At 61.3% G+C, this 22,526-nt stretch carries 19 protein-coding genes; 9 read left to right on the top strand and 10 right to left on the bottom strand.

The window, feature by feature from the left end; genetic code table 11:
- Nucleotides 1–8 precede the first annotated feature (8 nt).
- From NBH21_RS22695 to NBH21_RS22715, 5 genes are all read left to right on the top strand, one after another.
- Nucleotides 9–1,310: an alpha/beta fold hydrolase gene (locus tag NBH21_RS22695; protein WP_250913074.1), complete on the top strand. Its 1,302-nt coding sequence runs from the start codon at nucleotides 9–11 to the stop codon at nucleotides 1,308–1,310.
- A 19-nt stretch (nucleotides 1,311–1,329) separates the two neighbouring features.
- Entirely contained in the window at nucleotides 1,330–3,132 is a 1,803-nt protein-coding gene (locus NBH21_RS22700; RefSeq protein WP_250913075.1) for an aminopeptidase P family protein, read from the top strand.
- Between the two features lie 155 nt (nucleotides 3,133–3,287).
- Nucleotides 3,288–3,989 carry a GntR family transcriptional regulator gene (locus NBH21_RS22705; protein ID WP_250913076.1) on the top strand — a complete coding sequence of 234 codons (702 nt, stop codon included), beginning with the start codon at nucleotides 3,288–3,290 and terminating at the stop codon, nucleotides 3,987–3,989.
- A gap of 155 nt (nucleotides 3,990–4,144) precedes the next feature.
- Entirely contained in the window at nucleotides 4,145–5,107 is a 963-nt protein-coding gene (locus tag NBH21_RS22710; protein WP_250913077.1) for a dihydrodipicolinate synthase family protein, read from the top strand.
- 350 nt (nucleotides 5,108–5,457) lie between these two features.
- Nucleotides 5,458–7,539, top strand: coding sequence for a carboxy terminal-processing peptidase (locus NBH21_RS22715; protein ID WP_250913078.1), 2,082 nt, complete (start codon nucleotides 5,458–5,460; stop codon nucleotides 7,537–7,539).
- 162 nt (nucleotides 7,540–7,701) lie between these two features.
- Here NBH21_RS22715 and NBH21_RS22720 read toward each other — a convergent pair whose 3' ends face one another.
- From NBH21_RS22720 to NBH21_RS22735, 4 genes are all read right to left on the bottom strand, one after another.
- Nucleotides 7,702–8,634: a putative B6 ABC transporter permease subunit 1 gene (locus tag NBH21_RS22720; protein WP_250913079.1), complete on the bottom strand. Its 933-nt coding sequence runs from the start codon at nucleotides 8,632–8,634 to the stop codon at nucleotides 7,702–7,704.
- A 15-nt stretch (nucleotides 8,635–8,649) separates the two neighbouring features.
- Complete coding sequence (locus NBH21_RS22725; RefSeq protein ID WP_250913080.1) at nucleotides 8,650–9,741, bottom strand: putative B6 ABC transporter permease subunit 2; 1,092 nt, start codon at nucleotides 9,739–9,741, stop codon at nucleotides 8,650–8,652.
- Entirely contained in the window at nucleotides 9,738–11,309 is a 1,572-nt protein-coding gene (locus tag NBH21_RS22730) for a putative B6 ABC transporter ATP-binding protein (RefSeq protein ID WP_250913081.1), read from the bottom strand. The genes NBH21_RS22725 and NBH21_RS22730 overlap by 4 nt, the downstream gene beginning before the upstream one ends.
- A gap of 77 nt (nucleotides 11,310–11,386) precedes the next feature.
- Complete coding sequence (locus NBH21_RS22735; RefSeq protein WP_250913082.1) at nucleotides 11,387–12,340, bottom strand: putative B6 ABC transporter substrate-binding protein; 954 nt, start codon at nucleotides 12,338–12,340, stop codon at nucleotides 11,387–11,389.
- Nucleotides 12,341–12,516: 176 nt separating this feature from the next.
- Here NBH21_RS22735 and NBH21_RS22740 point away from each other — a divergent pair, with 176 nt between their 5' ends.
- Nucleotides 12,517–12,918, top strand: coding sequence for a hypothetical protein (locus NBH21_RS22740; RefSeq protein ID WP_250913083.1), 402 nt, complete (start codon nucleotides 12,517–12,519; stop codon nucleotides 12,916–12,918).
- A 277-nt stretch (nucleotides 12,919–13,195) separates the two neighbouring features.
- Nucleotides 13,196–13,963 carry an SDR family oxidoreductase gene (locus tag NBH21_RS22745; protein WP_250913084.1) on the top strand — a complete coding sequence of 256 codons (768 nt, stop codon included), beginning with the start codon at nucleotides 13,196–13,198 and terminating at the stop codon, nucleotides 13,961–13,963.
- A 27-nt stretch (nucleotides 13,964–13,990) separates the two neighbouring features.
- Here the strand turns inward: NBH21_RS22745 and NBH21_RS22750 are convergent, their stop codons facing one another.
- The 6 genes from NBH21_RS22750 to NBH21_RS22775 form a co-directional block, all read right to left on the bottom strand.
- A complete protein-coding gene (locus NBH21_RS22750; RefSeq protein WP_250913085.1) occupies nucleotides 13,991–14,710 on the bottom strand; it encodes a GntR family transcriptional regulator in 720 nt (239 codons plus the stop codon).
- A gap of 532 nt (nucleotides 14,711–15,242) precedes the next feature.
- Nucleotides 15,243–16,427: a pyridoxamine--pyruvate transaminase gene (gene ppaT, locus NBH21_RS22755; RefSeq protein ID WP_250913086.1), complete on the bottom strand. Its 1,185-nt coding sequence runs from the start codon at nucleotides 16,425–16,427 to the stop codon at nucleotides 15,243–15,245.
- Nucleotides 16,428–16,445: 18 nt separating this feature from the next.
- Nucleotides 16,446–17,807, bottom strand: coding sequence for an MmgE/PrpD family protein (locus NBH21_RS22760; RefSeq protein ID WP_250913087.1), 1,362 nt, complete (start codon nucleotides 17,805–17,807; stop codon nucleotides 16,446–16,448).
- 1 nt (nucleotide 17,808) lies between these two features.
- Nucleotides 17,809–18,804 carry an NAD(P)-dependent oxidoreductase gene (locus tag NBH21_RS22765; RefSeq protein ID WP_250913088.1) on the bottom strand — a complete coding sequence of 332 codons (996 nt, stop codon included), beginning with the start codon at nucleotides 18,802–18,804 and terminating at the stop codon, nucleotides 17,809–17,811.
- Nucleotides 18,735–19,517, bottom strand: coding sequence for an SDR family NAD(P)-dependent oxidoreductase (locus NBH21_RS22770; protein ID WP_250913089.1), 783 nt, complete (start codon nucleotides 19,515–19,517; stop codon nucleotides 18,735–18,737). Before NBH21_RS22770 ends, NBH21_RS22765 begins: the two co-directional genes overlap by 70 nt.
- A complete protein-coding gene (locus NBH21_RS22775) occupies nucleotides 19,514–20,368 on the bottom strand; it encodes an N-acyl homoserine lactonase family protein (RefSeq protein WP_250913090.1) in 855 nt (284 codons plus the stop codon). The genes NBH21_RS22770 and NBH21_RS22775 overlap by 4 nt, the downstream gene beginning before the upstream one ends.
- Before the next feature lie 173 nt (nucleotides 20,369–20,541).
- Between NBH21_RS22775 and NBH21_RS22780 the strand changes: the two genes are divergently transcribed.
- Together NBH21_RS22780 and NBH21_RS22785 are read left to right on the top strand one after the other, a co-directional pair.
- A complete protein-coding gene (locus NBH21_RS22780; protein WP_250913091.1) occupies nucleotides 20,542–20,943 on the top strand; it encodes a carboxymuconolactone decarboxylase family protein in 402 nt (133 codons plus the stop codon).
- 59 nt (nucleotides 20,944–21,002) lie between these two features.
- The gene (locus NBH21_RS22785; RefSeq protein ID WP_250913092.1) at nucleotides 21,003–22,493 is read left to right on the top strand and encodes a 4-hydroxyphenylacetate 3-hydroxylase N-terminal domain-containing protein; all 1,491 of its coding nucleotides are present in this window, start codon (nucleotides 21,003–21,005) and stop codon (nucleotides 22,491–22,493) included.
- Nucleotides 22,494–22,526: the final 33 nt, after the last annotated feature.

Consider the following 22,526-nt stretch of genomic DNA (forward strand, 5'->3'; position numbering starts at 1 on the left):
ACAAGACTTTGACCGTCACCGAATACACTATTCCCGGCCTTTTCATTCGCGACCGGCTGGTTCCAGTCCCGCTCGACTGGAAGAGGCCGGAAGGCGAGACGATCGACGTCTTCGTCCGCGAGGTTTGCGATCCCGTGCGACGCGGCGAGGATCTGCCGCTGCTGGCCTTCCTTCAGGGTGGACCGGGCGGCAAGTCCCCGCGTCCGGCGAATGGCGGACCTTCCTGGCTTGCCGAAGCCATCCGAACCCACCGCGTCGTCCTCATCGATCAGCGCGGCACCGGACGCAGTACGCGTGTCGAAAGCGCGACGATGGCGCGTTTCGGGGCCGATGGTGAAGCGGGGGCGGATTATCTCCTGCACTTCCGCGCCGACAGCATCGTTGCGGATTTCGAGCATGTGCGCAAAATCGTCTATGGCGGAAAACGCTGGGAAACACTTGGCCAGAGCTATGGTGGTTTCCTGACGCTGACCTATCTTTCCAACGCACCGGAAGGGCTTTCGGCCTGCTACGTGACCGGCGGACTTTCCGGTCTCGACGCCACGGCCGACGACATCTATCGTCGCACCTTTCCGCGCGTGGCCGCCAAGACGAAGCGCTATTACGACCGCTATCCGGTAGACCGCGAACGCATCGGCCGTATCGCCGATTTCATCGACAACAACGAGGTCCTGCTACCGGATGGCGATAGGCTTTCCGTGCGCCGCCTGCAAACCGTCGGCATCGATTTCGGCATGGGGCCTGGCTTCGAGAACATCCACTGGCTGATCGACGAGGCGTTCTCCTCGCCGCGCGAGGACAGCCTCTCCGATGCGTTCCTCAGTGCCGTCATGGGGGCCACGTCCTATGACGGTAATCCCCTGTTCGCCGTGCTTCAGGAAAGCATCTACGGGCAGGGAGAGAAAGCGACCGGCTGGGCTGCCGAGCGCATCCGCGAGGAGTTTCCGGACTTTGCTGAGGCGTGCCGACCCTTGCCCTTCACCGGTGAGATGATGTTCCCGTGGATGTTCGAGGAGATCCGCTCGCTGAGACCCTTCCGCGCCGCTGCAATGGCGCTTGCCGCACGCACCGGTTACGACGCGCTTTACGACCCCGCCCGCCTTGGTGCGAACGAGGTGCCGGTGGCCGCGGCCGTGTATTTCGACGACATGTATGTCGATGCCGGTCTTTCGCTGGAGACGGCCGCACGCGTCGGCAATCTCGAATGCTGGGTCACGAATGAATACGAGCACGATGGCGTGCGCCAGTCGCCACAAGTGTTCCGATGCCTGACCGATATGGTCAAGCAGCGCGGCGGCCCGCGCGCCTGACCCTTCGACGGAGATATCCATGCAAACTTCAGGGAAGATTGCCGACCGTCTGGCGGCCTTTCGTAGGGAACTGGCAGCGCGGGGCTATGACGGCTTCGTCGTGCCACGCGCCGATGCCCACCAGAGTGAGGTGACGGCCGCTCGCGACGACTGCCTCGCCTACATCACCGGCTTCACCGGCTCGGCGGGCCTTGCCCTCGTCATGGCCGAGAACGCGCAGATCTTCGTCGATGGGCGCTATGACATACAGGTGCGGCGGGAAGTCGACCCGGAGCTGTTCGAAATCCGGCATCTTCACAATGACCCCATCGACCGGTGGATGCGTGAGCAGGCCACCTCCGGCATGCGCATCGCCTTCGACCCCATGCTGGTGAATGGCGCACTCCACGACCGCATGGCGGATGCCATGGCCGCCCACGGCGGCACGCTCGTACCGTGCAGCGAAGACCTGTTCGACGCCATCTGGCCAAACCGGCCAGCAGTGCCGCTCGGCGCGGTGCGCGCCATGCCGGTGGCCGTTTCCGGCGAAAGCGTTGCGGGCAAGACGCGACGCGTTGGCGAGGCAATCCGGCAGGCGGGTGCAACCACTCTGGCCGAGACATCGCCGGACAACATCGCCTGGCTGCTCAACCTGCGTGGCTGCGATGTGCCGATGAACCCCGTTCCCCATTCCTTCCTGCTTCTGGATGCGGATGGAACGGTCGAATGGTTCGTGGATCGTCGAAAGCTAGGGAACGATCTCTCCGGGTTTGAGCTGCAGCAGGTCAAGCTCTCGCCGACATCCGATTTCCTCGAACGGCTGGGGCAGGTCGTCAAGCGCGGTCCTGTCCTGACCGATCCCCAGTTCGCGCCGGTTTCGGTTCGGCTGGCTGTGAAGGCCGCCGGTGGCGCGATCGTCTACAGAACCAGCCCGCTGACCTTGCTGAAGGCCGTGAAGAACGAGACGGAACTTGCCGGATACCGGCGGTGCCATGTCGAGGACGGGGCGGCCCTGACAGATTTCCTCGCCTGGGTCCAGCGCGAGGGCCGGCGGCGCGAAGCGAGCGACCGGCCGTTGACCGAGCTCGAGGCCGAAGCGAAGCTTCTGGCGTTTCGCGCTACCCGTAAGGGCTTTCTCGAGGCGAGCTTCCGCTCTATTTCCGCATCGGGCGTCAACGCAGCGCTGTGTCATTACAACGCTGCGGAGGCGACCGACGCTGTCATCGACAGCCGGCTGCCCTATCTTATCGATTCCGGCGGGCAATATCTCGATGGCACCACCGATGTGACCCGCACCCTGTTTCTCGGGCCTATGACGCCCGAGATCCGACGCACCTACACGGCGGTGCTGAAAGGGTTCCTGTCATTGATCGCGGTGCGGATGCCGGTCGGGACACAGGGCCATCAACTGGACGCGTTCGCCCGTCGCCCGCTCTGGGACCTTGGTCTGGACTACGACCACGGCACTGGCCACGGTGTTGGTCACAACCTGCTTGTCCATGAATATCCGCACCGTTTCGCCAAACTGGCCAACCCCTATGGCCTTGAGCCTGGTAGTATCATGACCATCGAGCCGGGCTATTACGCAGAGGGGCAATATGGCCTGCGAATAGAGAACCAGGTAGAGGTCGTGGCCGACGGCGCGGGTCTCTGCCGTTTTGCATCGCTGACACTTGCGCCGATCGACCTTTCCGCCGCCGACCTGACGATCCTGACCGACGGGGAGCGCGCCTTTCTCGACGTCTATCATGCCCATGTCCGGCAGGTGCTGATGCCGCTTGTTGCGGAAGAGACCCGTGCTTTCCTCCTGGAGCAGACCCGTCCGGTTGCCGAGATCCTGTAAACTGGACCGGCAACCGGGATATTCCTCGCCGATGCAGCCCCGAATCCCGGCCGGGACAGATGCCTGACGCGCATTGCTGTGTTAAACCGCCGCCAGATGGTGGCTGTTTGACGCGGCTATGCGCCGCTGGCCGGAGGCAGTGACAAGGGGGCTCAATGGTGGAAGTGGAAACAAACGGCGGCGAACGCAAGCGCGGATCCGGGGCGCGATATGTGTACGACGTTCTTCGGGACGAGATCCTGGATCTGGTCATCGCGCCCGGAAGCCCGATAGACGAGGTTCAGCTCGCAGAACGTTTTGGCATGTCGCGAACGCCCATTCGCGAGGCGCTGGTACGTCTGGCCGGCGTGGGGCTGATCGATACCCTGCCGAACCGTTCGACCATGGTCTCCAATATCGATTTCCTCAACATTCACACCTATTTCGACGCGCTGACGCTCATGTATCGGGTGACGGCGCAGCTTGCCGCACAGTACCACCGGGCGGAGGACCTCGACCGTATCAGGGCGCTGCAGGCGGAATTCGCGGCGGCCGTCGAGGCGCAGGATGCACTGGCCATGATCGCCACCAACGCTGCGTTTCACATGGCGATAGCAGAGGCGGGCCGGAACCCTTATTTCACCAGTCTGTTCAAGCGTCTGCTCGATGAGGGCCGGCGCATCCTGCGCCTTTATTACCAGTCCTACGAGGATCGCCTGCCGCATCGTTTCGTCGAGGAACACGACGAAATGATTGCAGCTATTGCCGCACGCGACACGGCCCTTTCCGAACGGCTTGGCCGCGCTCACGCCGACCAGATCGTCGAGCAGGTCCGCAAGTTGCTGGTGCGTGACGGCCGGCTTGACATCGCGCTGTGAGGCGGTCGCGCGAGTGGTCGAATATATTGCGGCACAAGATTATTCTTGTTGTCGACAAAGAGAATACAAAGTGATATCTGCTATGGCCATCATGCGGTGATCGCGATCGGTCGGGTCGTCGTTGCCCGACCATTCAAGCTCAAAAGGAAACGAAAATGACTGCCAGCATTTTTTCAGGGGTGATTCCGGCCCTGATGACCCCCTGCAAGGCGGACCGTACGCCTGACTTCGACGCCCTTGTCCGCAAGGGCAAGGAACTGATCGCCGCCGGAATGTCGGCAGTGGTCTATTGCGGTTCGATGGGCGACTGGCCGCTCCTCACGGATGCACAGCGCATGGAAGGTGTCGAGCGTCTTGCGAAGGCCGGCGTGCCGGTTATCGTCGGAACCGGCGCGGTCAACACTGCCTCGGCAGTGGCGCATGCAGCACATGCCCAGAAAGTCGGCGCGAAGGGCCTGATGGTTATCCCGCGGGTGCTGTCGCGCGGCTCAGTCATCGCCGCCCAGAAGTCGCACTTCAAGGCGATCCTCTCTGCCGCCCCCGATCTGCCGGCAGTCATCTACAATAGCCCCTATTACGGTTTCGCGACGCGCGCCGACCTGTTCTTCGCGCTCAGGGCCGAACACCCGAACCTCGTCGGCTTCAAGGAGTTCGGCGGCCCGGCCGATATGCGCTACGCGGCAGAGAACATCACCAGCCGTGACGACGAAGTGACGCTGATGATCGGTGTTGATACCGCTGTGTTCCACGGCTTCGTCAACTGCGGTGCGACCGGCGCGATCACCGGCATCGGCAACGTCCTGCCGAAGGAAGTCCTTCACCTCTGCAACCTTGCTCAGGCCGCCGCCGCCGGCAACGCGGATGCACGTCAGCGGGCACTGGAGCTGGAACAGGCGCTTGCCGTCCTTTCCTCCTTCGACGAAGGCCCGGATCTCGTGCTGTTCTTCAAGCACATGATGGTGCTGAAGGGCGATGCGGAATACACGCTGCACTTCAACGAAGCCGACGCATTGACCGACAGCCAGCGCGGTTATGTGGAAGCCCAGTTCAAACTGTTCAACAACTGGTACGCCGAGTGGAGCAAGCTCCCCGGCGCGGTTCAGACCTGCAAGGCCTGATCGCCTCCCCGAACATGCGATAAACAAAACAGAGGCCCGCGTCACGCGGGCCTTTGCGCATTTGTCGATCGCTTCGGGCCGGGGTGGTCCTGTCCCATTGTGGCCGATCGGTGGGCTTGATCAATTCACGCGCATGGATGAACCACAGCAGTGCTTATCTGCTGATTGCTGCGTCAACAGCTCATTTTGAGATCCAGGCCGGTTGGCTGCAGGGGCCAGATTCCCGGCCATCCATTTCTCAACTTCCCCAAAAAGACACGAAATGTTGCATCACATGTGATTGCCAAAACGACGTGAATGTCCCACATCCCGTGGTAAAGACTCGATATCGCAACCGGGATCAAAGCTGAATGCGCCTTCAATACGGTTTCATTGCCCTCCTCCTTGCAATCGCTCCGCCGGCCTATGCGCTTGAAGCTGGAGCCCCCCCGGCTCTATCACCGAGTGAACAGCAGGAGCAAGCCGCAAATCTGAGCGCGCAGTTCCTGACGCGATACGCCTATAAGCCCGTTCCGCTCGACGACGCACTGTCGGCGAAGATAATGGACCGGTTCATTAAGTCTCTGGACCCGGACCGGAGTCTGTTCCTGCAGGCGGATATCGATAAGTTCATGGCCGACAGGACCAATATCGACGATGCCATAGCTGCCGAGGACCTGAAGATCCCGTTTTCGATCTTCAACGTCTATTCGCAACGGATCATCGAGCGCCTGACCCATGCGCGCGACCTTCTCAAACAGAATTTCGATTTCACCGCGCAGGAGAACTACACGCTACCGGATGACAACGGGACCTGGGCGCGATCAGAGGCCGAGATCAATGACCTCTGGCGCAAGCGCGTCAAATCCGACTGGCTGCGGCTGAAGCTGGCGGGGCGGTCCGACGAAGCAATCCGCGATACACTCGACAAGCGTTACAAGAACATCCTGGAGCGCGTTCAAACATATAAGAGCGACGATGTCTTCCAGTCGTTCATGGCCGCTTACACGACATCGGTCGATCCGCACACGGACTATTTTGGTGTCGCCGCTTCGGAGAACTTCGATATCTCGATGAAGCTTTCCTTGGTTGGCATCGGAGCCGTGCTGCAGGAACGGGACGGCTATACGACCGTCCGTGAACTCGTGCCCGGTGGACCGGCGCAATTGTCCGGCAAGCTGGCCGTCGGGGACCGCATTATCGGTGTCGGCCAGGGCGAAGACGGTGCCGTACAGGAAGTCCTGGGCACCCGCCTCGACGCAGTCGTACAATTGATACGCGGGGAAAAGGATACCGTCGTTCGCCTGGATATCCTGCCGGCAGATGCCGGCGAAGGGGGCAGCCACCGGGTGATTGATCTGGTGCGGGACAAGGTCAATTTGGAGAAGCAGGCTGCGCAGAAGGACATCCTTCCGGTCGAGGACGCCGGTATCACGCGCAGGATCGGCGTGATTACCTTGCCGACCTTCTATGAGGACTTCGACGCGCGACAGAAAGGCGACAAGGACTATAGAAGCGCAAGCCGCGATGTTGCCAAGCTTCTTGACGAGCTGAAGCATGACAATGTGGATGGCGTTCTGGTTGATCTGCGCGACAATGGCGGCGGCTCGCTGTCCGAGGCAATCGACCTGACCGGCCTGTTCATCGGCAAAGGTCCCGTGGTCCAGCAGCGCAACGCCGAAGGCAAGGTAAAGGTGCAGAGTGACGACCTTTCCAAGCCTGTCTGGACAGGCCCCGTGGGTGTATTGATCAATCGCGGGTCCGCGTCTGCCTCCGAGATTTTTGCCGCGGCGATACAGGATTATGGCCGGGGAGTGATTGTCGGTGAACCCAGCTTTGGCAAGGGCACCGTCCAGACGGTCGTCGACCTGGATCAGGTGGCGCGCAACAGCGAACCCAAGTTCGGTCAGCTGAAATTTACGGTTGCCCAGTTCTTTCGGGTTGACGGGGCAACGACGCAGCTGCGTGGTGTGACGCCCGATATCAGCCTGCCCGGGCTTTCCGACCCCAAGACCCTTGGTGAAGCGAGTTACGACAATGCGCTGCCTTGGACGGAGATCAAGCCTGCGAAATACAAGATCAACACCGAAATGACTGCGGTGTTGCCGAAGCTTCAAAGCCTTCATGATGCTCGGGTGGAAAAGGATCCGGACTTTCAGCGCTTCGTGGAGGATGCTGCGGAACTGAAGGCACAGCGCGAAAAGCGCATCGTCTCTCTCAACGAGACTGAACGCCGCAACGAGATGACCGCCCTTACAAACCGTCTGAAGGCTCGCGAGCAGGAAGACGACAGTCTGCTTCCCCGACCGGACGATGGTCTGCAGGCGGATGAGCGCGGCCTGCAGGCGGATATCGCGATGGAGAACGCCCGCAAGAATGCAAAGGACGTCCTGAGGAACGAAGCAGTGTCAATCGTTGCCGATCAGGCGGATCTGCTGGAACAGGCACGATAGGGCGAGATCTTGGCGATCGGAAATCGCCATCGGCAAACCGTTACCGTGAATAGATGGAGTGGGGGCTTTCATATGACTGTTCTCCACAACAACAGCCAAACCACGGTGTCATTCCCGCGGGGGTCGGAGAACCTCCGACCCCCGCGGGATATCGCCAGCGGCTCAGCGAGCCCCTCGCACGAAACTCTCGCCCAGGGCCTGCGGCAGGCTCGCCTTCCTGCCGGCGACGAGCAGCACGATCATCACCATTGCGAACGGTAGCATCTGGATCACGTCGGTAGGCACGTTCACCCCTGCCACCTGCAGCGCCGTGGTCAGCGAAAGGCTGGCTCCGAAAAGGAGCGCACCCCCAAGGACCCAGAGCGGTCGTCCCCGTGCCAGCATGGCAAGAACAATGGCGATGAAGCCGTTGCCATGGCTCATGAACGGGATGAAGACGCCGGCGACAGCCACCGACATGAAAGCGCCGCCGAGCCCTGCCAGCGCGCCAGTGGCGAGAACGGCAAGGCTGCGGGTGCGGAACACGTCCACGCCCATGGCGTCCAGTGCTGCCGGCTTGTCGCCGGCGGCCTGCAGGACGGAGCCGAGATGGGTCATCCGGTACACCCAGGCAAAGAGCGCGACAAAGGCAATTGCCAGGTAAACGACCGGATTATGGTTGAAGAGGATCGGCCCGACTACCGGGATGTCGGACAGGGGCCAGATCGGCCATTTCGACACACCGTCCAGACGCGGATAGCTCCGGGAAAACTGCACGAAATGCAGAAGGGCGGTAAGGCCCTGCACCGCAAGCGTCAGCGCAATCCCGATCACGATCTGGTTGAGGCCCAGGCGCACGCAGAACAGCACCATGAAGGCGGCGATGAATGCGCCCGCCGAAGCGCCGCTGACAAATCCGAGGGCCGGACTGCCGCTTGCCCAGGCGACGAGAAAGCCGGCATAGGCACCCGCGAGGATCATGCCCTCGAGACCGATGTTCAATACGCCTGCCTTTTCCGAGAGTTGTTCTCCAAGGCCGGCCAATAGAAGGGGAGTCCCGGCCGAAATGGCTCCGAGAAACAAGGTGATGATGAAACTTTCCGTGAAGAGCGACATGTATCGAACCTTTGCTCAGAGCTTCGCGCGGTAATGCCGACGCTTGTCCAGGTACTCGGCGAGCCCCAGCGTAATCAGCAGGAGTGCAACGATGACCAGCGAGAAGAAACTTGGCACGCCAAGTCGCCGGGCGGCGCTTTCGCCACCAATGGTGAGAGCGGAGAACAGGAAGACATAGGCAATCGAGCCGAAGCCGTTGAGCCTTGCCAGAAACACCAGCGGCACGACGGTCAGGCTGTAAGCCGGGTTCCAGTCGGCCCGCACATTGCCCTGAGTGCCGAGAATATCGACGGCACCCGAAAGACCGGCCAGACCGGCCGAGATGGCAAAGACAGCAATCGTCAGCTTTGGCACGGAAAGTCCCGCATGAATGGCCGCCCGGGGATTGGCGCCGACGAGACGCAACCGCATGCCGAAGGACGTGCGCGTCATCATCAGATGCACCACCACGATTGCGATCAGGCCGACGATCAGTCCCGAAGAGACAGTCGTATCGAACAGTTTCGGCAGACGGGCCTCGACGGGGAGGGTGCGGGTCTGGGGCGTCGTGGTGGCGGGATCGAGAAAAGCGAGCTTCACCAGAACGTTGGCAAGTGAAACGCCGAGAAAACTCATCATCAGCGTCGTGATGATTTCGTTGATTCCATGCCATGCTTTCAACAAGGCCGGCAGGATACCCCACAGCGCGCCGATTACGGCGCCGATAACCAGGCCAATCGCCAGGTTGATCCAGATGGGAAGGCCCGCGCTGAACATCAGCGGCGTTGTCGCCGCCACGATGACGGCGGCGAGCAGAAACTGGCCATCGCCGCCCAGGTTCCAGATCCCGGCCCGGAAGGCGACGATCAGGCTGGCGGCGATCAGCAGGAAAGGCCCCATCCTCGTCAGGGTCGCCGACAGGCCGGAGGGCGACAGGATCGCTCTTTCCACCACATAAGCATAATAGCTCAGCGGATTGACGCCCATGGCCAGAAGGATGATCCCGCCGAGCGCCAATGCAGCGACGAGCGGCCCGACGCTTATGGCCAGCACCCGGCCCCAGGGCGGAAACACGCCCGATCTGGCGGAGCCTGTTGTCGTGGCGACGGTCGCTTGTGGTTTGCTCATTCTTCTTCTCCGGTACTCATCAGGCGACCGACGGCATCACGGGCACCCGGGCCGTTCTGGACAGCGCCCAGCAATCTGCCCCTGTCAATTACGCTGATCCGATCGGAAAGCTCGAGGAGCTCGTCGAGATCAGTGGAAATCAACAGGACCGCCTTGCCGCTATTGGCTGCCTCGCGGATACGCTCGCGTGTCGCGCGAATGTTCTTGACGTCGAGGCCATAGGTCGGCTTGGCGAAGATCACTGCTTCCGCCGCTCCGGTCAGTTCCCGCGCCAGCAGGACCTTCTGGATGTTGCCGCCGGAAAGCGTGCCGACCGGCGTCTGAATGCTCGGCGTTCGGATGTCGAAATTACGGACATGCTCTGCAGCCTGCGCATTGATCGCCTTCGGCTTCTCCAGGCCCCTTCGCCAGAACGGTGTGGCGCCGATGTCTTTCAGCAGGAAGTTGGTGGCCACGCTGAAGATGCCCACCGTGCCTTCGCCCAATCGATCATCGGTGACATATCTCAATCCGGCCGTGCGGCGTCCGCCGACATTATGGTAACCGATCTCCGCGCCGTTGAGCTGCACGCTTCCCGACGCTTCCGTCTGGCCGGCCAAGGCTTCGGCCAGTTCCTTCTGTCCGTTACCGTCGATGCCGGCGATCCCGAGGATTTCGCCGGCGCGTATGCTGAATGCGATGTTGGCCAGCGGAATGCGCCCGGCCTGTGAGGTCAGTCCTTCGACTTTCAGGATAACCGCCCCGAAATCACGGGCAGGGCGCGGCTGGTCGGTTGTCTTCCCGACGGCGGACTGACCGAACATGAACCCGATGATGTTGCCGGTGTTCTCTTCGTCGGATTGCTCCCGAAGCTCCTGCGGGCCGATGGTGCCCGCATTGCGTCCAAGCCGCAGGACCGAAATCCGGTCGCCATAGGCCAGGGCTTCGTTCAGCTTGTGAGTGATGAATATGACCGCGAGACCGTCAGCGGCAAGCCGGCGCATCAGTGCGCCAAGGGCGGTTGCCTCGTGTGGCGTCAGCATGGCTGTCGCCTCATCGAGGATCAGGCACCGGCTGCCGCGCATGAGGGCTCGTAGGATTTCGACCTGCTGGCGTTCGCCGAGCGACAGGGTGGAGACCAGCGCAAAAGGATCGACCCGCAAGCCGACGCGCTCCGCAATCTCGTGAATGCGTTTTGCAACTCCGCTTCGATCCGGTTTGCGCCACCAGACGCCGTCGAGCGTGAAGTTGTCCACGACGCTGAGGCTTGGGACCAGCATGGAATGCTGGAAGACCGTTCCAATGCCAAAGGAGAGGGCCTGACGGGGCGACGAAATGGTGACGGCGGTTCCGTCGATCTCTATGGCCCCTTCGTCCGGCTGCTGCAGGCCGGATAGCATGCCAACCAGGGTCGACTTGCCCGCGCCGTTTTCGCCGAGGAGCACATGAACCTCGCCGGGCCAGATGTCGATGTTGACATTGTTGTTGGCGATGACACCGGGAAAGCGCTTGGTAACGCCGCGCAGACCGATGAACGGTCTCCCGAGCGCGTGTGTCGGAGAGGTTGCTGCCTCGCTTGACGCCTGCATCTCAAATTCCTTCATGGAAGTCCGAATTGCCGCATACATCGTGCATGCGGCAATTCAGGTATTCGGAGCAGGATGGCTCAGTTCGAGCCGACCGTCTTTACCAGTGCGTGAACGCTCTCGGCATCGAACTTGGGCTCGACCTTGATCTTGCCGGAGACGATATCGGCCTGAAGCGCCTCGATCTCCGTCCAGACATTGGCGGGAGCGTTGGCGGTCTTCAGCAGGCGGAGGCTGCCGTCGGCGAGCTTGATGTCGTAGTTATGGCTGCCGTATTTGCCGTCCTTGAGATCCTGGATCATGGCTGCATAGACGGGTTCGAGATTCCAGATGACCGAAGACAGCAGGAAGCCCTTGTCGATCGACGTCTTGTCGCCGATCACGTCGATGAAGTAGGCCTTGCCGCCATCGGTTGCCGGAGTGGTCTCGACAGCCTGCAGCATGCCGAAGCTGGACCCATTGCCCTGGCCGAAGATGATGTCCGCGCCCGAAGCGATGACGGTTTCGGTCACGCGCTTGCCGCCTGCGGCGTCCGCATAGGCTGCCGGGCCTATGACTGCATAACGGACTTCGACTGCCGGGTTCTCTGCCTTGACGCCTTGCGCGAAGGCGACCGACATGTTGTTCCAGGACGGCGGTTCGCCGGATACGACGATCCCGACAACCTTCGTGCGGGACACTTTGGCGGCCAGACGGCCTGCGAGATAGGCACCGTCGCTGCCGGCTGCGGTATAGTCGGCGATCTTGCCGGCGGACAGCTTGTCGGGGCTGTCGACGATAGCAACAGGAACCCCCAGTTCCGCACCGATTTCCGGCGCCGCGGTGTTGTAACCCGAGGCGTGGGCGATCAGAAGGTCCGCGCCGTCCTCGGCGAGTTCGCGCAATGTGGGGCGAACGTCGCCGTAACCGAGATTCTCGGCCACGACCACCTTTACACCTGCGGCTGCGCCGGCAGCTTTGGCCGCATCAACACCCTGCTGGTTCCAACCCATGTCCGTGCCCATTTCAGGGGCCAGAATGGCAATGGAATCCAAGTCTGCAGCCGAGACGGATATCGAATAAAGCATCGAAACAGATACAGAAATCGCAGCAATACTTGCTGACGACTTGATTTTATTCATCATTATATTGTTCCCTTCTTGATTTTTGTTGACGTTAACTCGATGCATGCTAGATTTTACTTTTCGTAAAATCCAAAATGGGTCCAGATATGAAAGTTTACCTCCTTCTTCCGGCACTCCTGTTGAGCTTCGCTTCCGCTCCGGCCTTCTCTGCGGCGCAGATGCTGGACGTCGCGGTCGAGAATACGGGAAAGACCGCGCTGACCTGCAGCGCCGCGATCGCGCACTGGTTTTCCGCCGACCTCGGAGAAGCTGCTCCCGGCGCGAAGATCTCGTTCAGTTTCGGCGTCGACGTTGCATCCGGAAACGTGTTCCAGCAAAACTCGGTCGGCGACAAAATGGCGGTGCAGCGGGTCTGGTGTGGCCGCAAGGGCGACGACTGGCGCACGCGGGAGGAAATCCCGCTGGAGCGCCGGGCAGGCGTGGTCCCGAAGCCCGTTCGTCTGCAGTGCGCCGCGGATGGAGAAAAGGCCCACTGCAGCGCGCAATGAGCGCTCTTGGAGCGGGATGCCTGCCGTCGAGCGCGAGGCGGGATCCGGCTCCCCTTTCCGGGAGGGCCGGGCTGGCAGCGCAAGGAACCAAAGATTGCCAGGAAAGCCATAGCGATGTTCTCGATTGACAGCGTGAGAATACGATAGCATGATCATACCGTAATACAATAATGAAAAACGGCACCGACGGTGAATTTTCTCGCCATCAATTTAAGCGGCTGATTTCAAACATATTATTGTAAATACAGGATCGCTGGACTTGAGAGGAAAAGTGGATATGCGGACTGCGATTGTCACCGGAGCCAGCCGTGGATTGGGACGAGCCTTTGCGATCGGACTGGCGCGGGACGGCTACGCGCTGAGCCTTTGCGCGCGCGATGTGGCGGGGCTGGAGGAGACAGCGGAACTGGCGAGAAACGCAGGCTCGCCCAAGGTCAATCTTGTCGCCGCAGATCTTTCCCGGGCAGGCGCCGCCGAAAATGTCGTCGACGCCACTCTGGCGGCAACCGGGCGCATCGATGCATTGATCAATAATGCGGGCGCCACGAAGCGGGGCGATTTCTTCGCACTGACCGACGACGATTTCCTCGAGGGCTTCGCGCTCAAGTTTCACGCCACCGTGCGTTTCTGCCGGGCCGCATGGCCCGCCCTGGCGGAAAGCAAGGGCGTGATCGTCAACATATCAGGCGTCGGGGCTCACACCCCTGAGCCCGACTTCACGATCGGCGGTTCGGTCAACTCCGCCCTGATCAATTTTACCAAGGCCATCTCCAAGCGGGCCCGCGATACCGGGATGCGGATCAACACCCTGTGCCCCGGCCATATCGTGACGGACCGGCTTGCCAAGCGTATCGAAACCCTCGCCCGGGATCGGGGCATTTCATTTGAGGATGCGCGTGAAGAAATGCGTCTGGAACAGGGTATCCAGCGCTTTGCCGATCCAGAGGAGGTCGCGAATGTCGTGCGGTTTCTTTGCAGCCCGGCCGCGTCATATGTGCATGGCACGGTCATAAACGTCGATGGCGGCGCGACGCCGGGAATCTGACATTGGGCCCGCTATCGGGCCGAATGCTCAATCCTCTTGCTCTTCTTCGGCCAGCCGCTGGCGCAGGATGGCGAGCGCGGTCTTGCCCGCATTCATTACATGGCGTGCGGCTGCCTTGCGGGCTTCCTTGCCGCGCCGGGCTGCAAGATGGCCGACGACCTCCTCAAGCTCTTCCAGGCTTTCGCGCGTCCGTCCGGGCGCACCGAGGGATGTTGCGCGCAATACCATGACGCGTGCGTTGAGCGAGGAAAGCGTGTGCCCGAGAGCTTCATTGTGGGCACCATAGATTAAGCAGTCGTAGAATGCGTTCTTCGCAGTCAGGCGCTCGAGCGGATCGGTAATGTGTTCTCCGCGTTTCAGGACTTCGAATGCGGCTTTCAGCGCTTCGATATCCTCATCCGTCGCATTACGGGCAAACAGTTCGCAGGCGAGACCTTCCAGTTCGACCCGCACCTGGTAGATGCCCTCGGCCTGTTCCGGCAGCAGTCGCGCAACGATCGGCCCACGATGGGGCACGACCTGCACCAGTCCTTCGCTCTCCAGCTGGCGCAGCGCCTCGCGCACCGCGGTACGGCTGACGCCGGTCATCTCGCAAAGATCACGTTCCGTGATGCGCTCGCCGGCCTTGAAGTATCCAACCGCAATCGACTCGCGAATGCTCTCGGTGACACTATGGCGAACGGGTGCTGCGGCCTTGACGACCTTGAAATCGATAGGCGGAGTCTTCCGTTGCAGCAGCTTGGCCATCAGTTGGTGCCCTGTTCGCGAACTGAGAATTGATAATACCGTATTATTACACGGAAACTGCCTGCTTTAAAAGCGGTAGATTGCCCGAATGCCTGTTTAGGGTGCAGCATGCTGCTCACAACTGCCTTCAAACGGGTATCTCGCAGAAGGCCCAGCTCGAAATTTTCATGCCCCGACGCACCATTCCTGCCAAGCAACGGCGTAGACATTGGGCAAATGGGGAAAGCTGGAAATGGAATAATACCCTCGACCATGGACATTAGTGAGCATGATTACAGTATCGCCTTGCCATTGAAGCGAATCAGTTCAATGGCAAAACAGATCCATAACGATAATGCTGAAATCCGAAGCGATAGTTACTCCCGCTATTTATGGTTTTCGGCAATCTTCAACAATTTTCCGCCCCATGCTCATGCCCCGGCTGGCGTGCTCCACAACGCATGCCATCACCGAGGTGAATAGCCTCCCGAACTGATATCGCCTGTCCGGAAGGCATGTCTCGACGGAAGCCGGTTCGATACCGGGCGAGGCCTCAAGCCTGGGCTGCGTCTATCACGGCCATTGCCGCCTCGACGCCCGCACCGACGTCGATCCCCTTGACGCCGGCTGCCTGGAGGCCGCCCGCGATGGCTGCAACGGAGACGAGCGAGTAGGTCGGGCGTGCGGTTGGTCCCATGTGTCCGATACGGGTGAGCTTGCCCAGCGTCTCGCCCCGCCCCGACGAGAAGACGACGCCGTAGCGCGCCCGGACGGAGGCCCGCAGCTTTGCTTCGTCGACACCATCCGGAATCGTGACGGCGGTGCAGGTTGACGAAGCAATCGCTTCGCTCGCCGGCCAAAGCTTGAGGCCGGCCGCCAGAACGCCGGCCCGGCACGCCTTGGCCGTCAGGGCATGACGTGCCCACACCGCCTGTTCGCCTTCCTCAAGATAGAGGTTGAGCGCGGCATCGAGGCCGTAGATCTCGGAGACGGAGGGCGTGAAGGGGAAGGGCCGGCTTGCCTCATGCGCTCGTCTCCAGTCGCTGATGGACAGGATGGAAGCGGTCGGAGCATCGGGGTTGGCGGCGATCTTCTCCCACGCGGCCTCGCTTACATGCAGGAGTGACAATCCCGGAGGGCAGCCGAGGCATTTGTTCGGTCCCGTAACGAAGATATCGGCAAAGCAGGTTTCCGGCAGAACCTCCATTCCGCCGAATGCCGAAACGGAATCGACGATCAGCAGCTTTCCCGCCGCGTGCACGACCGCGCCGATTTCCGCGACGGGATTGACCGTGCCGGACGGTGTGTCGTGGTGGCAAATCGAGACGATCGCAATGTCGGGACGCTTCTTCAGCATGTCGGCCACGGCATCCGCGGTGAGCACTTCGTTGTAGGGAACTTCAAGTTCGACCAGTTCCCTGGCGTAGCGCGCAGCCCAGAAGCCGAAGCCTTTGCCGTATACCCCTGAAACGAGGTTGAGCACGACGTCGTTCTTTGCGATCAGCGACGCTGCCGCAGCTTCCAGCCCCAGTACCGGCTCGCCCTGAAGAATCAGCGGCGGTGTGCTGGTGTGAAATACCTGCCGGACCTTGTCGTTCGTTGCCTCATACTGCTCCAGAAACGCCGGATCATAGTCGTAGAGCACTGGCCTGGACAACGCCCGCAGCACTTCGGGATAGGCATCCACCGGCCCGGTCGTCAGTGTGAAGATCGGATCTGAAAATTTTCCGCGGCTCATGAAGTCCTCCTGTAAATCCTATTTCTGAAAAGTTGCAGGCTGTGTTGCGCGCAGGAATGCTGCTCCATCGGCGGCATTCTGGAGGTTCTCAAGTTCCGCAATCAAGGCATCTCCATCTAATCGAAGGCCTCGCCATGCAATCTGATTGCGGAATTTGTCAGCAAGGTCCGTATCGCTCATCGGATAGCCGAGCCCGCCTTTGGCGGCCGTAACGGCATGCAGTATTTCGCGCCCATCGATCAGCCGGATACGGATCTGCACAGCGTCCAGTGCAGAGGCAGCATCATCGCAAAAAGCGAGTTTTCCACCGAGTGCGCGGACGTCCGGGTCGGCGACTGCTTCGTCGGAAAAGGCTGCCAGATCGGCTTTACCGTGCAGCAGGCTGAAGGCCACGGCATGCTGGGCGCTGACCTGTGCCAATCGCCCGGAGGTCACGCCGGGCCGGTTGGTGCGCTGGCGCAGTAGCGGGTGGCCGGTCAGTTCCACAGACACGATGTCGGACGGGCTGAAGCCGCCCTTCGCGTGCAGGGTAAGGCATGCCTCGATCACCGGGTTCAGCACGACGCCGCAGGGGTAGGGCTTGAAGGTGTTGTTCAGGATCTCCCAGCGACTGCCGAGTTCGCCGGTGATGGCAGCATAATCCGGCGTATCGGTGTGAAGGGCCAGAAAGCCGCGTTTGCCTTCGAGCGGTTCTTCAGGGCCGGTATATCCGTCGGCGGCCAGCAGTGCGGCCATCAGGCCGCCGCGCGCGGCCTGTCCCACCGAGAGGCTTTTCGACATGGTGCCGAGCGTTTCGACTGAACCCGCACCTTGCGCCAGCGCATGCCCCAGCGCATCGACCAGTTGGGTAGGTAAGAGGCCAAGCAGGCGTCCAGCGGCCATGGCCGCGCCAAACACACCGCAAGTCGATGTAATGTGCCAGCCGCGCGCATAATGCACCGGATGGAGGGCATTGCCGAGGCGGCAGGTGATCTCCGCGCCGAGCACGAAGGCTTCGATCAGGGCTCTGCCACTGACAGGACGCCCCTTGGCGGCCAAGGTTTCCGACAGCGCCAATACGGCAGGTCCGACCGGCGCCGATGGGTGGATCACGGTCGGTATATGTGTATCGTCATAGTCGCAGATGTTTGCCGAGGCCGCGTTTATATAGGCGGCCCATAACATGTCCGCCCGTTCGGGGCGTCCAATCAGCGTGTTGGTCGGGGGACCGGAGAAGGCCGGCAGCAACGCTGACAGCTTATCGATCGCCGCTTCGCCGGAGCCGCCGACCGCCGTGCCCACCATGTTGAGCAGGGAACGCCGGCCGGCAAGGACGACGGCGTCGGGCATTTCCGGCGGCGCATGGACGAAGGCGGCGACGGTGGCGCTGAGGTTGGCCATATCAGGCCCCGGCAGCCTTGCCGCGAACTTCGGTATCCGCCCATTTTTCCAGGGGACGGATGATGGCCGTCATGTCGGCTGACGGGCCGCAATCGGCCTTGGTGATCGAGAAGAGCATTCGCACCGCATTGCCGACCAGCATAGGGACGCCGAGGCGATCGGCTTCCTCGAGGCAAAGGCGGATGTCCTTGAGTGACAGTGCAATGGCGAAGCCGAAGTCGAATCCGCGCGGCAGGACGAAACGCGGGATCTTGTCGACGCTCGCGGAGGTGCGGCCGGATCCGGCATTGAGCACCTCGATCATGACGTCGGCATCAAGGCCGGCCTTGGCGCCCATCACCATCGCCTCGGAAGTGATTGCGAGCGCCGCAGCCGAGCAGATGTTGTTGATCAGCTTCATCACCTGGGCCTTTCCGGGCTCTTCGGCGACGCGGATCACCTTGCCGAGCGAGAGAAGCATCGGCTCGACAACGGCAAAATCGGCCGAGGGTCCGGCGGCCATCAGGGCGAGGCTGCCTTTCGTCGCGCCGGCGACGCCGCCCGATACCGGGCTGTCGACCAATGCGATGCCGGCTGCGGACAGGATCTCCGCCAGATCCATCTCGGCTTTCGGGCCGGTCGTCGAAAGATCGACGACGCGTTTCACGATGCCCGGGTTTTCGGCAATGCTGCGGCCGACGGCCAGCACCACTTCGGGCGTCGGCAGCGACAGGAAAAGCGTTTCGGCGCGAGCGGTCAGCTCGGGAATGGTTGCCGCAGCGTCAGCGCCGGCATCCGTCAGGGCGGCGACCGCCGCATCGACACGATCATTGACGACAAGCTTGTAGCCCGCACCGATGATGCGTTCCGCCATCGGTCGGCCCATGTTGCCAAGGCCAATGAAACCAATCTCACTCATTTCACTCTCCTGTTGTCGCGGCCCGCTGTTCAAGCGAAAGACCAGCCATTGTCCACGGGGATGGCCGCACCGTTGATGCCCTCGCTGGAGGGGCCGCAAAGGAACTGTGCAAGCGCCGTCACCGTCTCTATCGGGATGAATTTCCCCCCCGGCTGCCGGGTGGAAAGGAAAAGCCGTTGCGCCTCGTCGCGGGAAATCCCTTTTTCGTCCGCCAGGGCCTCAATGCGGCCGAGTGCCGAATCCGTTGCCATCAGGCCGGGGCAGATCGCGTTGCAGGTGATGCGCGTCGATGCCAGTTCGAGCGCGATGGTGCGCGTCAGGCCGACCATGGCGTGCTTGGTGGTGACATAATCCGCTCGTCCGGCAAGCGCGATCAGGCTGTAGACCGAGGCCATGTTGATGATGCGCCCCTGATTACGCGCCCGCATCCCCGGCAGGCACGCCCTGATCAGCCTAAACGGCGCGGAAAGATTGACCTCGAGCGCCCGGTCCCAGTCCGCATCGCCAAGCGTTTCCACCGGCGACATCTTGCGAACCACCGCATTGTTGATCAGCACGTCGATCGCGCCGAGGTAATTTTCCGCCTCGGAAACGAGGCGCGAAGTAGCGCCCGCTTCGAACAGGTCCGTTACGAGCGCTCCGGCCGGCCGGCCTGTCTGCTCCGCCAGCGCATCGGCGGCTTCTCTCACGCCGGGCAGGACATCGGTCAGAAAAACCCGGTCACCCGCCTTGGCAAAGGATCGCGCCAACTCCAGCCCCAGGCCGAGGGCGGAGCCGGTGATCAGGACGCCTCTTCCGCTCAGGGCACTCATCGCGTCAGTTCCTCCCAGGAGAGCCCAGGCGCGACATCCAGCCGGACGATGACACCTTCCAGTTCCGTCGAAGCCGGCGGATAGGCGCGCATTACCGCCGGATCATGCCCCGGCACGATGTGATCGAGGCTGGGCGCAAGTTCGATCAGCCTCGAATAGCCGCGAATGAGGGCGGCCTCGTCGAAGAGCACGGGAAAAGGATTGCAACGTTCCATGTTGGCGTAGAAATGCGTCGCATCAGACGCCAGAACGACCCAACCGCGGCGGGTCATGACACGCACAGCCTGCAGGCCGGCGCTGTGGCCCGGTATCGCATGCAACCAGAAACCTGGAGCAAGCTCCCGGTCGCCTCTATGAAACTCGATCCTGCCCGCATAGAGGCTTCGGATATAGGCGACGATATTCTCGACGTCGAACGGCGCACGCGCCTTTGCATCGCACATGCAGGGACCCGTGGCATGTCCGGCTTCATCGACCTGAAGATGGAACCGTGCGGAGGGAAAATCCCCCAGGGTCCCGGCATGATCGTAGTGAAGATGCGTCAGGACGACCTGCGACACCTCGCGAGCATCAACGCCAAGCAGGGCGAGCGCGTCTTTCGGATCGCGCAGTAAGGTGCGTCCCCGCGCCTTGGCCGCTTCGATGCCGAAGCCCGTGTCGATAACGAACACCTCGTCTTCGCGACGGGCAAGCCAGATGAAGTAATCGAGATCGGCTCCCGCCTCGTGCGGGTCGGCGTGGAGGAAGTTGTCTTTGGCAACCCGTCCGCCATGAGTGGCATAGCGCAGGGCATAGAGTTCGAATGGCGCAATTCCTGCATCGGGCTCCGCCATCGGGTCAATCATGCTCATTTAATCCTCGTCGCGATCAGGTGGCGGATGCGGAAAAGGCTCCTACGATATGACCGTAATCTTGTCATACAATCTATTGACAGGTCAAGTCCGGCGTGTCTAGTCTTCACCATCAGGACGGCAGAGCGACCGGTTCGACAACTGCCTGCCTACCCACCTTAACGGAGAGATGCATGACTCGTCCTGAATTCAGCGGTGAACAATTCCAGAAAGGTCTGCAGGTGAGGCGTGAAGTTCTCGGCGATGCATATGTTGCGCCGTCTCTTGCCAGCGCCGACGACCTCACCGCTCCCTTGCAAAAGCTCGTGACGGAGTGGTGCTGGGGGGAAATCTGGACCCGCCCGGGACTGGAGCGCAAGACCCGCAGTTTCCTCAATCTTGCAATGCTGACAGCCCTCAATCGTCCGCACGAGATCAAGATCCATGTTCGCGGCGCGCTGAACAATGGCGTGACGGAGGAAGAGATCGTCGAAGTCATCCTGCAGGCAGCAATCTACTGCGGCGTTCCGGCCGCGTTGGACGCGATGCGGGTTGTAACGGAAGTGATCCGTCAGGTGCGCGAAGAAAAAGCTTGATTTGGCCCTCGCGTCCGAGGGCGCGCGATCGGCAATTCGAATTTCAACAGGAGGCCTAAATGACAGAGACGGGAACGCTGAAGTCCACAAAGGACGTGCCTCACAGGCTCAAGACTGGTGAGGAATACAAGGAATCGCTCAAGGATAACCGTCAGATCTGGGTTGGCGGCGGAAAGCTGAACTCGGTCTATGACGAACCGGCGCTGGCACGGGGCATCGACCTCCTGGCCTCGATGTTCGACGACCAGTTCACCGAGGAACATGCCGACGCCACCACCTATTATGACGAAAAGGTCGGAGCCGTACTGAGCCGGTCCTGGCAGATCCCGCGCACCAAGGAAGACCTTGCGGCGCGTCGCCGGATGATCGAATACACTTCGCTCAAGACCGCCGGCACTTTCGGTCGCCCGCCGGATCTCGCGCCGTCCATCGTCGTTGGCCTCTACGCCTACCTGCCGACCTTCAAGAAGAAGAAGTCGCTGATCGAAGGCATCGATCCGGACTTTGCCGAAAACATCGAACGCTACATGGAATACGGTCAGAACAACAACCTGACCGCATCGGAAAGCCTTGCCGGCCCGCAGGCCGACCGCTCGTCTCCCAAGGCCTCCGAGGCCTCTCTGCTCAAGGCGCGCAAGGTCACCAAGGACGGTGTCTACATCTACGGCGCCAAGACGGTCGGCTCCATCGCCGCTCAGGCAAACGACATCTTCTTCACCAATCTCGGCGGCATCCAGGAAACGCCTGCTGACGCCTGCATCTGGGGTTCGGTGCCGATCGACACCCCCGGCATCAAGATGATCTCGCGCGAGATGGTGTCACAGCCATTGTCCAGCAAATTCGATCATCCGATCTCCAGCCTCGGTGAGGAAGCCGATCAGTTCATCGTCTTCGACAACGTCTTCGTTCCGAAGGAGCGGCTTTTCAATCTCGGCGATCCGACCGCGATGAGCTACTACGGCCCGGTCTGCGTTTTTGCACACTGGCACGTGCTCACCCGTCTGGCCGTCAAGGCGGAGCTGTTCGTCGGCGCAGGCCAGATGGTCCTCGACTATCTCGGCACCGGCAAGATCCCGGCCGTACAGATGATGCTCGGCCAGCTCGTCGAATACGCCCAGACGCTGCGCGCCTTCGTGACGGCGGCAGAGGCTCTCGCCGTGCCGACGGAAGGTGACGTCATGCGCCCGGATGTCGGGATGTTGACGGCCGGTCGTCTCTACTCGATCGAGAACTACCCGAAGATCATCCACATCCTTCAGGAAATGTGCGGACAGGGTCTCGTCATGCGCTTCGGCAAGAAGGCCTTCGACAATCCGGATGTCGGCCACTTCCTGCACGAACTGCTGCCCGGTCATGGCGTGTCGGCAATGGTCAAGGAGCAGCTGATGAATTTCATCTGGGACATGACCTCCGGCTCACTTGCCGGCCGCGTCGCATTGTTCGAAAACGTTAATGCCACGCCGGCTCCCGCTCTTCGCGCAAGGCTTTACAACGAAGTCAAACGCGACGGATATGTCGCTCAGGTGAAGAAGATCGCCGGCATCGAGTGAATTCAAGTCGACCCCGCCCGACCCAGTGAAGGG

The sequence above is a fragment of the Ciceribacter sichuanensis genome, from assembly GCF_024055605.1.
GTDB lineage: Bacteria > Pseudomonadota > Alphaproteobacteria > Rhizobiales > Rhizobiaceae > Allorhizobium > Allorhizobium sichuanense.

Bases quoted from the DNA above. Each gene is read 5' to 3' on its own strand.
- NBH21_RS22700 (WP_250913075.1), top strand. From the start codon at position 1,330: ATGCAAACTTCAGGGAAGATTGCCGACCGTCTGGCGGCCTTTCGTAGG.
- NBH21_RS22705 (WP_250913076.1), top strand. From the start codon at position 3,288: ATGGTGGAAGTGGAAACAAACGGCGGCGAACGCAAGCGCGGATCCGGG.
- NBH21_RS22710 (WP_250913077.1), top strand. From the start codon at position 4,145: ATGACTGCCAGCATTTTTTCAGGGGTGATTCCGGCCCTGATGACCCCC.
- NBH21_RS22715 (WP_250913078.1), top strand. From the start codon at position 5,458: ATGCGCCTTCAATACGGTTTCATTGCCCTCCTCCTTGCAATCGCTCCG.
- NBH21_RS22720 (WP_250913079.1), bottom strand. From the start codon at position 8,634: ATGTCGCTCTTCACGGAAAGTTTCATCATCACCTTGTTTCTCGGAGCC.
- NBH21_RS22725 (WP_250913080.1), bottom strand. From the start codon at position 9,741: ATGAGCAAACCACAAGCGACCGTCGCCACGACAACAGGCTCCGCCAGA.
- NBH21_RS22730 (WP_250913081.1), bottom strand. From the start codon at position 11,309: ATGCAGGCGTCAAGCGAGGCAGCAACCTCTCCGACACACGCGCTCGGG.
- NBH21_RS22740 (WP_250913083.1), top strand. From the start codon at position 12,517: ATGAAAGTTTACCTCCTTCTTCCGGCACTCCTGTTGAGCTTCGCTTCC.
- NBH21_RS22745 (WP_250913084.1), top strand. From the start codon at position 13,196: ATGCGGACTGCGATTGTCACCGGAGCCAGCCGTGGATTGGGACGAGCC.
- NBH21_RS22750 (WP_250913085.1), bottom strand. From the start codon at position 14,710: ATGGCCAAGCTGCTGCAACGGAAGACTCCGCCTATCGATTTCAAGGTC.
- ppaT (WP_250913086.1), bottom strand. From the start codon at position 16,427: ATGAGCCGCGGAAAATTTTCAGATCCGATCTTCACACTGACGACCGGG.
- NBH21_RS22760 (WP_250913087.1), bottom strand. From the start codon at position 17,807: ATGGCCAACCTCAGCGCCACCGTCGCCGCCTTCGTCCATGCGCCGCCG.
- NBH21_RS22770 (WP_250913089.1), bottom strand. From the start codon at position 19,517: ATGAGTGCCCTGAGCGGAAGAGGCGTCCTGATCACCGGCTCCGCCCTC.
- NBH21_RS22775 (WP_250913090.1), bottom strand. From the start codon at position 20,368: ATGAGCATGATTGACCCGATGGCGGAGCCCGATGCAGGAATTGCGCCA.
- NBH21_RS22780 (WP_250913091.1), top strand. From the start codon at position 20,542: ATGACTCGTCCTGAATTCAGCGGTGAACAATTCCAGAAAGGTCTGCAG.
- NBH21_RS22785 (WP_250913092.1), top strand. From the start codon at position 21,003: ATGACAGAGACGGGAACGCTGAAGTCCACAAAGGACGTGCCTCACAGG.